This is a genomic window from uncultured Thiodictyon sp. (genome assembly GCF_903946935.1).
Taxonomy (GTDB): domain Bacteria; phylum Pseudomonadota; class Gammaproteobacteria; order Chromatiales; family Chromatiaceae; genus Thiodictyon.
The window spans coordinates 1-12041 of record NZ_CAJAXH010000057.1; the positions used below are offsets into that span (position 1 = coordinate 1).

Sequence of the window (12041 nt, forward strand, 5' to 3'; positions counted from 1 at the left end):
CCTCACGAAGGTTCACGCACGGGGCCTCGGACAGTAAGGGGACCGACGTGCTTTATACCCGGGCCACCTGGCGTTGTCCAGTGTTGCGGACAACCGCCGGTTGCAACAGAGAGTCCTGGCTAGAACGGTTCCGCCCTGCAGACCCGAACCTCACCCATGATGATGGTCATGGTGATGCCCGTGCTCATGCCCATGGTGGTGATGGGTGTGTCCATGCCCGCTGACCGCCGCCGCTTGCGCGCCTGCTGACTGGCCGCCGGATTTGGTGGTGAGACCCTGCTCCAGGCGTGCGCGTTGCGCGGTGAGTTCCTCCTGCAGCCAGTCGAGCCAAGGCCCCAGATCGCCCGGGCCGCGGGTGGAGAGGACCGCAAAGGGCGCGGCGCTGGCCAGGTTGCGTAGGTAGCGCTCGGCGCGCTCCGGCTGGAACTCGGGCAGCAGCGGCAGCAGGTCGGACTTGGTGCAGAGCACCAGGTCCGCCGCGCGGAACATCACCGGGTATTTGGCCGGCTTGTCGTCGCCCTCCGGGACCGAGAGGAGGGTGACGTTGCGATGCTGGCCCAGGTCGAAGCTGGCCGGACAGACCAGGTTGCCCACGTTCTCGATGAACAGGATGTCGATTCCGTCCAGATCCAGGTGGTGCAGGGCCGTGTGGACCATGTGTGCATCCAGGTGACAGGCGCTGCCGGTGGCGATCTGGATGGCCGGTACGCCCTTGGCACGGATGCGCACCGCGTCGTTTTCGGTCTCCAGGTCGCCCTCGATCACGGCGATCCGCAGGCTTCCGCCCAGGGCGTCGATGGTCGCCTCCAGCAGGCTGGTCTTGCCCGCGCCCGGGGAGGACATGAGATTCAGCGTGAGGGTGCCGTGCTGGTCGAAGTGCTCCCGGTTGTGGGCGGCCTGATGGTCGTTCTCGGTGAGCAGGCCCTGGAGCACGGTCACGGCCGCGCGGCCGTCGGCGGTGTGGGCGAGCCGCCCGTCGCCGCGGACCAGGTGTTCGTTGCCGGGGGTGATGTTGCAGCCGCAGGTGTCACACATGGTGGGTCTCAGAATCGTTGTGCTTCAGAAAAAAATGGGGGACGTGGCAGGGGCTTGATCGTCATTCAGGGCGCAATTACACAGGAGGTCGAGGCTTTACCGTGAAAGTCGCCGTAAGCCGATGTCTGTGAAGTAGGTTTCACGCGAAAACCACGAGCGGGCGCAGGAGCGCCTCGTTAGCCTGAAAGACTTTCATGGTCAGGGGTGGCAGGCCCCCCTTCCATGGCCGTTAGCCGGTCCGGCGCGCAAGCTCCACTGATTTCTCTTGGATAGGTCGGAAACCGCCACCGGCTAAAGCCTCGACCTCCGGTTGCGGCCGGATCGCCGCTGGCCGGAACGATGATCAAGGTCCGTGGCGGCACAGGTCAACCGTCCGGGTCCGGGATGGTCAGCTCCACCCTGGCTAGCAGCAGTTCATCGCCGCTGATGAGCCGGGTGCGGAAGCCCCCGCAGGCGGCGCACAGCAGGCGGTTGGGGGTGGCTGCCGATTCCGCCTGGCAGTCCAGGCAGCGGACCCGCACCGGCGCGGGCTCGATCAGCAATTCCGCGGTCTCGGCCACCGTACCCACCGCCGCCAGGGGCCAGGCGCTATGCAGCAGGGCCGGCTCCAGCCCGGAGAGCGGGCCGACCTGGAGCAGGATGAACTCCACCCGGCTGGCGCCATGCTGCCGGGCGATCCCCTCGACCTGATCGAGCAGTGACTGACAGATCGAGAGTTCGTGCATGGGCTGACCTGATGAGCGCCGTGCGGCGGCGCCTGACAAAGAAGTGGAACCCTAACTGAATCCTCGGCGCCTTGCACCCTTAAGGGCCGTGCGGTGGCTCGCCGAGAACGTCGGGCGAGCGGCGCCTGGCGCGGCGCAACTCCCGGTACCAAGTTGAGGGGCGAGCCGGTGGTGGGAAATTTTATTTCGGATCACGCGGCTTCTCAGATGGTCGCAGGATCGATGCAGCACGCCTCGCGCCCCCGCGGCAGCGCGGCGGTCAGCACCTCCAACCCGGCGCCGCGGCGATGGGCATTCTCGCTGATGTGACGGCGCCAGGCGCGCGCCCCGGGCTGGCCTTGGAATAGCCCGAGGATATGGCGGCTCATGTTGCCTAAGGGGACCCCCGCCGCGAGTTCACGCGCCACATAGGGCAGAAAGCGCTCCAACACCGCATAACGGCTGGCCGGCGCCGCGGTCTCGCCGAAGATCAGGCGGTCGGCCTGCGCCAACATCCAGGGGTCTTCGTAGGCCGCGCGGCCGATCATGACACCGTCCAGTTGGGTGAGTAGGCCCGCGGCGGTCTCTAGGGTCCGGATGCCGCCGTTGATGGCGATCGGCAGTGCCGGGAAGTCGGCCTTGAGTTGCACGACCCAGTCATAGCGCAAGGGTGGTACCTCGCGGTTCTCCCGCGGGCTCAGGCCCTGGAGCCAGGCCTTGCGGGCGTGGACGATGAGCGCGTCACAGCCGGCCCCGGCGACCGCAGCGACGAAGGCGGTGAGTTCCTCATAGCTGTCCCGATCATCGATGCCGATGCGTGACTTGACCGTCACCGGGATGCCGACCGCCGCCTTCATGGCCGCCACGCCGTCGGCCACCAGGTCGGGCTCGGCCATCAGGCAGGCGCCGAAACGCCCGTTCTGGACCCGGTCGGAGGGGCAGCCGCAGTTGAGGTTGATCTCGTCATAGCCCCAGTCTTGACCCAGGCGGGCACACTGGGCCAGGGCGTGCGGGTCGGAACCGCCCAGTTGCAGCGCCAGCGGGTGCTCCGCCGGGTCGAATCGCAGGTGCCGGTCCTGGTCGCCGTGGATCAGTGCGCCGGTGGTGACCATCTCGGTGTAGAGCAGGGTGCGCCGGCTGATCAGTCGCAGGAAACAGCGGCAGTGCCGGTCGGTCCAGTCGAGCATGGGGGCAACTGACAGACGGCGGTCGAGGTGTGACATGGGTTGGCGGTCGCTAGCGGTCCGTGGGCCGGTCATCATAGCCGGACTCCAGCGCCGCGGAGACCGCGCGGCACAGACCGGCGTAGGCAGGGGTCAGGCGCAGGTCCGGCGGGCGAGGGTAGGGCAGGTCGATGGCAAGGTCGGCGATGATCCGGCCCGGGCGCGCGCTCATGACCAGCACCCGCTGGCTCAAGTACACCGCCTCGAAGACGCTGTGGGTGACGAAGACGGTGGTGAAGCCCTGGACCTGCCAGAGTGCCAGCAGGTCGTCATTGAGCCGGGCGCGGGTGATCTCGTCCAGGGCGGCGAAGGGCTCGTCCATCAGGAGCACCCGCGGGTGGGTAACCAGGGCGCGGGCGATGGAGGCACGCATCCGCATCCCGCCTGAGAGTTCCCCCGGATAGGCGTCGGCGAAGCGTCCGAGTCCGATGGACTCCAGGGCCGGCTCAATGCGGCGGCGCGCCTCCGCCCGGGGCAGGTCCTGGATGCGCAGGGGCAGGCTCACGTTGTCGTAGAGCGTCGCCCAGGGCATCAGGGTGGGGTCCTGGAAGACGTAGGAGGTTTGGGCCAGCGCTGCGTCGGTGCCGAGCGCCACCGTCCCGCCACTGCTCGGGTCGAGCCCCGCGATCATCCGCAGCAGGGTGGTCTTGCCGCAGCCGGAGGGTCCCAGTACGGCGGCGAACTGACCGGCGGGGACCTCAAACGAGACCTCCGACAGCGCCTCGACCCCGGAGTCGAAGCGCCGCGTGACCGAATCGAGGCGTATGGCCGCCGTCATCGGTCGCTCAGGTGGCCGCTGGGGTTGCCTTGCCGCGTTGTTTGACCTGCTTGGGGTCGGCGATCAGGGCGCGGTAGATCTCGACCCGGTCGCCGTCGTCCAGGGGGGCGTCCAGCGTGGCGATCTTGCCGAAGATTCCGAACTTCTGCTGCTCCAGGTCGATCTCTGGAAACTGCCGCAGCACGTCGGAGCGCACCACGGCATCCCTCACCGTGGCGCCCGGCTGGACCTCGACATGGACCCAGAACTGGCGGCCCGGCGTGGCGTAGACGACTTGTACCTTCATGGCGTCGATCTCGTGGCGTCAGACGGCGTGGGCGCCGGCCATTTGGATGGACTTGCCGCTGGCGACATCGATCATCCGCTTGCCGACCACCAGGAGCCCGGTGACCAGGAAGCCGCCCGGGGGCAGGATCATCATCAGTACGCCCATGTTCTCCGGCATGATCCGCAGCTCCAGGAACTTGAAGGCGGGGCCGAGCAGCAGTGAGGCGTCGGCAAACAGGGTGCCGGCGCCGACGATCTCGCGCACCGCCCCGATGGCGGTCAATGCCAGGGTGAATCCCAGACCCATGAAGAACCCGTCCGCCAGTGAACGCATGACCGGCTCCTTGGAGGCGAATGATTCCAGGCGGGCCAGCGGCAGACAGTTGGAGACGATCAGCGGGATGAAGAGCCCAAGCACCTTATAGAGGTCGTGCATATAGGCGTTCATCGTGAGGTCCACCAGCGTCACCATGGAGGCGACGATCAGGATATAGACCGGAATGCGGACCTCCTGGGTGATATAGCCGCGGAAGGTGGCGACCAGGCCGCCGGAGGCGGTCATCACCACCGCGGTGGCGAGCCCCATGCCGAAGCCATTGGTCGCGCTGGTGGTCATGGCCATGGTCGGGCACATGCCGAGCAGCATGGCCAGCACGCCGTTATTGTCCCACAGGCCGTCGCGGGCGATTCTGCCGTATCCGGTTGCCATCTCAGCGCACCTCGTTGTCTGTCTGTGGGGTGTTCGGTTGGGTCATCTGCTCTTTATGCTTATCGAAAAAGACCAGGCCCTCGCGGATGGCGCCGACCACGCCGCGGGGGGTGATGGTCGCCCCGCTGAATTGGTCGAATTGGCCGCCATCCTTCTTGACCTTCCATTTTTCGATCGGCGGGTTGCCGATGCGCAGACCGGTAAAGCGGGTGATCCAGTCGCCCTTCTTGATCTCGATCTTGTCGCCGAGCCCGGGGGTCTCCTTATGGGCGAGTGCGCGCACGCCCAGGACCCGGCCATCGGCGCCGACCCCCAGCATCAGCTTGATCTGCCCGGCATAGCCGATGCCGCTGATCTCGTAGGCCACCCCGGTGACCTCGTTGCCCTTCTTGGCGCGGTAGACGGTCAGGTCCTCGCCGTCGCGGTCCTTGAGTGTCACCGTGTCAGTGACCGGGTTGTTGTCATGGATGCTGTCGGGGATGACTGCGGCCAGCGAGTTCTGCCGGTCCTCCATGGTCCGCGCGGCGATGTCATTGACGGTGAGCGCGTTGGTGAGCGCCAGCACCAGGCCGAAACCGAGACAGAAGGCCCCCAGGATCAGGCCATGATAGATAGAGCTTTGGTTCATTTCTCCCCCTGGGGTGCAAGTGGCTCGCCCCGGCGGGTGCGTCCGAACCGGCGTGGCCGGGTGTATTGATCGATGATGGGGGTGAGTGAGTTCATCAGCAGGATGGCGAATGCGACACCCTCGGGGTAGCCGGCGAAGGAGCGGATGACCCAGGTGAGTAGCCCGACCCCGCAGCCAAAGACGATCTGCCCCGACTTGGAGACCGGCGAGGTGACATAGTCGGTGGCGATGAAAAAGGCGCCGAGGAAGGCCGCCCCCGACATCAGGTGAAAGGTGCCGTCGGCGAAGCGCTCCGGGTTGCCCAGATGGCCCAGGGTGGCCACCACGAACAGGGTTCCGAGCATGGCGGTCGGGATATGCCAGGTGATGACCTTTTTCCACATCAGGAACAGGCCACCGGCCAGGATCAGGACCAGTGAGGTCTCGCCCAGGCTACCGGCGCGCAGCCCCAGGCCCATGTCCATCAGGTCGGGCAAATGGCCCATCGACTGGGACACCGGGATGCCGCGTGACAACTCGGTCTTCACAAACCCGAGCGCGGTCGCGGCGCTGAACCCGTCTGGGATCTGGCCGCCGAAGGTGATGTTCAGTGCGTCCTGGAACCCGGGGGTGCCGGTCCAGAACAGCGGGTGCGGTCCCACCCAGGAGGTCAGTGCGACCGGAAAGGAGACCAGCAGGCCGACGCGCGCCACCATGGCCGGGTTGAACAGGTTCTGTCCCAGTCCACCGAAGACATGTTTGCCGAGCAGGATGGCGAACACCGCGCCCAGCACCCCGGTCCACCAAGGCGCCCAGGGCGGGAGTGTCATGGCCAGCAGCCAACCGGTCAGGACGGCTGAACCGTCGCCCAGGGTGGGGAGCAGCCGTCGGCCGCCGATCGTCAGCGCGAGTGCCTCCATGCCCACACAGGCGAGCACGGTGACGCCGAACAGAAAGACGGCCGGCCAGCCGAACAGGTAGAGATTGAACGCGGTGGCCGGCACTAAGGCCAGGATCACCGTGGTCATGGTCTTCTGGACGCTGGCCGCCGAATGGGTGTACGGCGCGCTCGTGTTAGCGGTCTCGATCATCATGCCTCTGCTGTCTCATCGGCCCGCGGCTGGCGGGCAATCGGGGCGCTTTTGGCGCCCCCGGGGGCGGCCTTGGCGGCTTGTGCGGCGAGCTTGGCCGCCGCTGCCTTTTCCAGTCGAGCCCGATGGGCCTCGGTCTGGGCCTTGGTGTGTTCGCTCTTGGCCCGCTCGCGCTCCTTGGTCTTCAACATCCCCTTGGCATAGTTGAAATACTGCACCAACGGGATGTGCGATGGACAGGCCCATGAGCAGCTCCCGCAGGACAGACACTCGGTCACGCCCAGGTTGGCCGCGCCCTTCAAGTCGTCCGTCCGGATAAAGGCGGCCATCTCCAGCGGCACCAGACCGCAGGGGCAGATGCTGACACAGGTCCCGCAGCGGATGCAGGGGCCTGGGGCGGCATCGCCGGTTTCTTCCGCGTCCAGCGCCAGGATACCCGAGGTGCCCTTGATCACCGGCACCTCCAGGTTCGGCAGCGGCTGTCCCATCATGGGTCCGCCCAGCACTAAACGTGCCGGAACGCCGACGAGCCCACCGCAGAAGTCGATCAGGGTGGAGACCGGGGCGCCGATCGGGGTGCGGATGTTACGCGGCTGGCGCACTGCGCGCCCGCTCACGGTCACTACTCGGTCGATCAGGGGGCGCCCGTGACGCACCGCCTGATGCACGGCCTGGGCGGTGGCGACGTTGTGTACCACCGCGCCGATATCCGCGGTGAGCTTGTTGGCCGGTGTTTCGCGCCCGGTGAGTGCCTGGACCAGGTGGCGCTCGGAGCCCATCGGGTACTGGACCGGCACCGGCTGGATGGTGACGTCGGGGAAGTCGGCGGCGGCCTGGGTCATGGCCTCCAGGGCCTCCGGCTTGTTCTCCTCGATGCCGACGATGACCCGCGAGACACCCAGCGCGTGGGCCATGATGCGGGCGCCATCGACGACCTCCGCGGCCTGCTCGCGCATCACCCGGTCGTCGCAGCAGAGGTAAGGCTCACACTCGGCGCCGTTCAGGACCAGCATCTCCAGCTTGCGCTGCACCCCCAGGTGCAGCTTGATCACCGAGGGGAAGGCGGCGCCGCCCAGGCCGACGATGCCCGCTTGCGCCACCCGATCCCAGATCTGTTGGGGGGCGACCGTCAGCGCGTCGGCGATGGGGTCGGGCAAGGTGGCCCACTCCTCTAGGCCGTCGGGCGTCAGTACGACCGCGGTGAGCGGCAGACCCGAGGCGTGCGGGGCCGTGACCTCACTCACCGACTCGATCACCCCGGAGGTGGGGGCGTGCGTGGGGGCCGAGACCGGCCCCTGCCCTTGGGCGATCATCTGCCCCTTCAGGACCCGCTCGCCCGGCGCGACCATCAGCCGCGCCGGTGCGCCGATGTGCTGATGCAGCAGGATCTGGAGACTGTCCGGCATCGGCAGGGCGGTGATCGCCTGGTCGCTGGCCAGTTCCTTGCGGTAGTCCGGATGGATGCCGCCGCGGATCGCAAACAGTTTCATTGCTCGATCTCCAAAAGACTAATGCGCGGCAACGGGCTTGGGCCAATGCCAGGTGCCCAGCGTGACCTGTACCGGGTGCATCTTGATGGCGTCGGTGGGGCAGACCGGGATGCATTTGCCGCAGGCGTGGCAGGCCTCGAAGAGGATCGTATGCATCTGCTTGGTGGCCCCGACAATGCCGTCCACCGAGCACTCCTTGATGCAGCGGGTGCAGCCGATGCACAGGGCCTCGTCGATCGCGGCGTATTCAGGACCCCGGTCCACATGGGTCGAGAGGTCCACCGTGACGCCCAGTCGCCTGGCCAGGGCCTCGGCCACGGCCTTGCCACCGGGGGGGCAGAGGGTCACGGCCGCGTCGCCCTGGGCGAGCGCCTTGGCCGCCTGGGCGCAGCCGACATAGCCGCATTGACCGCACTGGGACCCGGGCAAGAGTGCCTGCAGATCGGACTCCAGCGGGTCGACCTTGACGGCCAGGAGGCGCGCCGCCGTGCCGAGGATGCCGCCGAGTGCCAGTCCGATGACGGTGAGACTACCGATCGCGATCAACATAGTGAATCTCCAGTGTTATGGCAGACACATGACTTAAATAGTTCGAGCCTAAGATATGGGGCCTAGCAGGCTGTCGGACTTAGTGATGCAACCGATTGAATGCAACGAGTTTCCTCTTTTGCGCCAAAAAGTCGTTTTCCTGTTTAATCAATCGGTTACGCCATCAAGTCCGACAGGCTGCTAGACCGTGCTGATGCCCGAGAAACCCATGAAAGCCAGTGCCAGCAGGCTCGCGGTGATGAAGCCGATCGGCGGCCCGGCGAACAGGCGGGGCACTTGCGCCAGCGCCAGTCGCTCGCGCAGCCCGGCGAAGATCACCATCACCAGGCTGTAACCGACCGAGGAGGCGAAGGCGAACACGGTGCTCTCGATGAAGGTCATGCGGCCCTCGATCAGCAGCAGGGCCACGCCGAGCACCGCGCAGTTGGTGGTGATCAGCGGCAGGTAGATACCCAGCATCTGGAACAGGGGCGGGGAGACCTTGCGGACGGTCATCTCGGTGAACTGCACCGCCGCGGCAATCATCAGGATAAACACCACGGTGCGCAGATAACCCAAGCCGAAGGGCTCCAGCAGATAGTGCTGCGCGGCCCAGTTCAACATCGAGGACACGGTGATCACGAAGGTGGTCGCGAGCCCCATGCCCAGGGCCGTATCGACCCGGGTGGTGACGCCCATGAACGAACATAACCCGAGGAAACGGGCCAGAATCACGTTGTTGACGAGGGCGGCGCCCACCATCAGAAGGACATATTCCTGCATTGTCTGAACCTTAAGCTAGATGATTTGACAGGTCTGGGGTGCCTGGCCGACCCGGCGCAGGAAGCGCGGGGCGCTGGCGCCGCTGGCGAACAACCGGCCGGCCCCGAGCCGGGCCAGCACCAAACCGAACAGCAAGCCGCCAACGCTGGCGGCGATGGTCGTCGCATCCGTGCCCCAGGCCCATTGGGCCAGGCCGCCACCCAAGAACAAGGTCACCAAGGGCATCGCATAGGCGGTGAGCGCGGCCTTGACCAGCGCATCGCCCCGCACCCCCACCACCACCCGGTCGCCGACGCGCAGCTCCGGGTGATCGCGCAACGGAAAGCGACGCGCCGCGACGCGGTTGGCGATCGTCCCGATCCCCTTGGCCCCGCAGGCCCCCGACGCGGCACAACCGCCGCAACTCGTGGTCGCCTCCGGCTCCAGCCAGGCGACCGCACCCGTGACCTCGACCACGCGCGCGGTGCCCTCGACCAGCTCAGTGGAGCCGGTCTCCAGACGCTCATCGGTATCAAACATGACGCACATCCTGCGCCACGGCACGCCGACCGAAATCGGGGTCGCGACCCAAGACCCAGGGACGGGAAAGGCACGCAGTCATGACGGCACCTCGTGGAAAAACTGACAAAAATGAAGTGTTCACGACAATGCTGCAACGCACAATGCCGAATCTACGACAAAAGGAGCCCGTTAGGCAATGTATCAATATCATTAATTTCTCATTGTCTCCGCGGTCGGCCCGCGCGGGTCCTTAAGCAAGCGGCTTTGAAGCAGGATACGTGCCAGAAATGGCCGCACGCCGGACGGCCCGGGCGGTGCGACAATGCCCCTTTTCGCGGGTTGCGGAGCATCCGATGAGTCACGACCACCACGACCACCATCACGCGCCGGCGGCCCTGCCCGCCCTGCGTTTGGCGCTGCTGCTCACCCTGGGTTATGCCGTGGTGGAGGCGGGCGCGGGTTGGTGGTCCGGTTCCCTGGCCCTGCTGGCGGACGCCGGCCACATGGTCACCGACGCGGCCGCCCTGGGGCTGGCGGGGCTGGCCGCCTGGCTGGTCGCCCGCCCGCCGTCGCCGCGGCACAGCTACGGTCTGGGGCGTGCCGAGTCCCTGGCGGCGCTGACCAACGCGGTGGCCATGTTGGCGGTCGTGGCCCTGATCGCCGTCGCTGCCTGGGGGCGCTTCCAGTCGCCGCGGACCATCGACGGCCCCCTGGTGAGTGCAGTCGCACTGGTCGGGCTGGCGGTGAATCTGCTGGTCGCCTGGGTGCTCGCCCGCGGCGAACGCGATCTCAATGTGCGCGGGGCCTTGCTGCATGTCATGGGCGATGCCCTGGGGTCGGTGGCCGCCATCGTCTCGGGTTTGGTGATCTGGGCCACCGGCTGGGCCCCCATCGATCCGCTGCTGTCGCTCCTGATCTGCGGTCTGATTCTCTCCTCCAGCCTGGGTCTGCTCAGCGAGTCGCTGCACACCCTGCTCGACGGGGTGCCCGTCGCCCTGCCACTGGAGACGGTTGGGATGACGCTCGCCCGCGTCCCCGGCGTCAGCGAGGTGCATGACCTGCATGTGTGGTCCCTATCCTCTAAGCGGGTGGCGCTGTCCGCCCATGTGCGGGTCCCGGACCTGCTGGGCTGGCCCGAGACCCTGGAGGCCCTGCGCCGGGCCGCCGAGACGCTGGGCATCGAACACGTCACCTTGCAGCCGGAACCCATGGCGCAAACGGTGCGCTGGGGGGCGCGGCCGGTGGCTCAGGTGGGGCAGGCGGACCATCGGCATCCGCGACACTGAGTGAAGGCCAGCGCTTCCTCGTCAATCTTCGCTATGCCGCTGCATCAGGTTTCGGCTTCCAGGTTGAACACCTGCTCCAGCAACTTGCGCTCTTCCTGATTGAGGTCTAGCAGGATGCCGCGGTCGGTGCCGCCAGCCTTCAGGAAGTCGACGCCGGTGCGGAAGAGGCGTAGCGGCAGCCGGAAGGCGTCGATACCCTGGCCCGCAGCTTCCCAGGCTGCGGCCCAGGTCTCCAGGTTGTCCGGGCTCGGCAGGTCATGGAGCCTGCCCAAGTGCTGCGTGAGGGCCTCGCCGAGTTGGGCGACTGCGTCGGTGTCACGATAGGCCTGGAGCAGGGTGCGGGTGCGTTCGGCCCGGATTGCGGGTTGTAGCGAGCTGTCGAAGAAGGCGGTGATGATGTCCGTTGAGTCGCCTTGATACGGTGGCGCGGCGCCTTTGCCTTCCCGCAAGCCATCGCCCAACAGGGTGATGGCGTCATCCCAGTGGCTCGTTGCGATTCGGATCTCGGCCAGCAAGAGATGAGAGTCGACGCGTGTATCCAGCGGCGCACCTTCCAATCGTAATACCGCATGCAGATCCCGTTCTGATCGCTCCGCGTCGCTCGACTGCCAATAGACTACGCCGCGGAGAAAGAGTGCCGAGGCGATCTGCTCGACAGGAGCCCGCGGTAGGTTGATGACGGCGCTGTAGTCTGCTATTTCTTTGTCGGACTCTCCGATCTGTCCGTAGGTGATACCCCGGTTGACGAGCGCCTCGGCGACCTGCTCAACTGGGGCGTGAGCCAAGTCTATGGCGGCGCTGTAGTCGCCAATCTCCTTCTCGATATCTCCGCGCTGTCCGTAGATCATGCCACGGTTCACATAGGCCCTGGCGACCCACTCGACGGGGGCTTGCGGTAGGTAACGATTCAAAAATAACTTAAACACTTTTATCAAGAGAACCCGTTGGGGTCAACAACGTAGTTCCATTGCCCAAGGCTCAGGTCATGCCGAATAAACTGATCTTTGATATCACGGAACCCGTCGGAGCATTTGCGGCC

At 66.4% G+C, this 12041-nt stretch carries 14 protein-coding genes; 1 reads left to right on the plus strand and 13 read right to left on the minus strand.

What is annotated here, in order from left to right; translation table 11 throughout:
- Window positions 1-150: 150 nt before the first annotated feature.
- The 12 genes from hypB to QZX93_RS05435 all read right to left on the minus strand — a co-directional run bounded on the left by hypB (window position 151) and on the right by QZX93_RS05435 (window position 9734).
- The gene (gene hypB / locus QZX93_RS05380) at window positions 151-1035 is read right to left on the minus strand and encodes a hydrogenase nickel incorporation protein HypB (protein ID WP_295389285.1); all 885 of its coding nucleotides are present in this window, start codon (window positions 1033-1035) and stop codon (window positions 151-153) included.
- Between the two features lie 365 nt (window positions 1036-1400).
- On the minus strand, window positions 1401-1760 hold the full coding sequence (locus tag QZX93_RS05385) for a hydrogenase maturation nickel metallochaperone HypA (protein WP_295389287.1): 360 nt from the start codon (window positions 1758-1760) through the stop codon (window positions 1401-1403).
- 203 nt (window positions 1761-1963) lie between these two features.
- Window positions 1964-2962: a tRNA dihydrouridine(20/20a) synthase DusA gene (gene dusA / locus QZX93_RS05390; protein ID WP_295389289.1), complete on the minus strand. Its 999-nt coding sequence runs from the start codon at window positions 2960-2962 to the stop codon at window positions 1964-1966.
- 13 nt (window positions 2963-2975) lie between these two features.
- Window positions 2976-3740: an ABC transporter ATP-binding protein gene (locus QZX93_RS05395; RefSeq protein ID WP_295389291.1), complete on the minus strand. Its 765-nt coding sequence runs from the start codon at window positions 3738-3740 to the stop codon at window positions 2976-2978.
- A gap of 7 nt (window positions 3741-3747) precedes the next feature.
- Window positions 3748-4026 (minus strand): RnfH family protein, encoded by a 279-nt coding sequence (locus tag QZX93_RS05400; RefSeq protein WP_295389293.1) that lies wholly within the window; start codon window positions 4024-4026, stop codon window positions 3748-3750.
- 18 nt (window positions 4027-4044) lie between these two features.
- Entirely contained in the window at window positions 4045-4716 is a 672-nt protein-coding gene (locus tag QZX93_RS05405) for an electron transport complex subunit E (protein ID WP_295389295.1), read from the minus strand.
- Between the two features lies 1 nt (window position 4717).
- Entirely contained in the window at window positions 4718-5344 is a 627-nt protein-coding gene (rsxG, locus tag QZX93_RS05410) for an electron transport complex subunit RsxG (RefSeq protein WP_295389297.1), read from the minus strand.
- The gene (locus tag QZX93_RS05415; protein WP_295389298.1) at window positions 5341-6417 is read right to left on the minus strand and encodes an RnfABCDGE type electron transport complex subunit D; all 1077 of its coding nucleotides are present in this window, start codon (window positions 6415-6417) and stop codon (window positions 5341-5343) included. The genes rsxG and QZX93_RS05415 overlap by 4 nt, the downstream gene beginning before the upstream one ends.
- A complete protein-coding gene (gene rsxC, locus QZX93_RS05420) occupies window positions 6414-7904 on the minus strand; it encodes an electron transport complex subunit RsxC (protein ID WP_295389300.1) in 1491 nt (496 codons plus the stop codon). The genes QZX93_RS05415 and rsxC overlap by 4 nt, the downstream gene beginning before the upstream one ends.
- Before the next feature lie 18 nt (window positions 7905-7922).
- The gene (locus QZX93_RS05425) at window positions 7923-8453 is read right to left on the minus strand and encodes an RnfABCDGE type electron transport complex subunit B (RefSeq protein WP_295389302.1); all 531 of its coding nucleotides are present in this window, start codon (window positions 8451-8453) and stop codon (window positions 7923-7925) included.
- 180 nt (window positions 8454-8633) lie between these two features.
- A complete protein-coding gene (gene rsxA, locus QZX93_RS05430) occupies window positions 8634-9215 on the minus strand; it encodes an electron transport complex subunit RsxA (RefSeq protein WP_295389304.1) in 582 nt (193 codons plus the stop codon).
- A 15-nt stretch (window positions 9216-9230) separates the two neighbouring features.
- Window positions 9231-9734, minus strand: coding sequence for a SoxR reducing system RseC family protein (locus tag QZX93_RS05435; protein ID WP_295389306.1), 504 nt, complete (start codon window positions 9732-9734; stop codon window positions 9231-9233).
- 335 nt (window positions 9735-10069) lie between these two features.
- Here QZX93_RS05435 and QZX93_RS05440 point away from each other — a divergent pair, with 335 nt between their 5' ends.
- Entirely contained in the window at window positions 10070-11002 is a 933-nt protein-coding gene (locus tag QZX93_RS05440; RefSeq protein ID WP_295389308.1) for a cation diffusion facilitator family transporter, read from the plus strand.
- Between the two features lie 44 nt (window positions 11003-11046).
- Here QZX93_RS05440 and QZX93_RS05445 read toward each other — a convergent pair whose 3' ends face one another.
- Entirely contained in the window at window positions 11047-11928 is an 882-nt protein-coding gene (locus QZX93_RS05445; protein WP_366759774.1) for a tetratricopeptide repeat protein, read from the minus strand.
- Window positions 11929-12041: the final 113 nt, after the last annotated feature.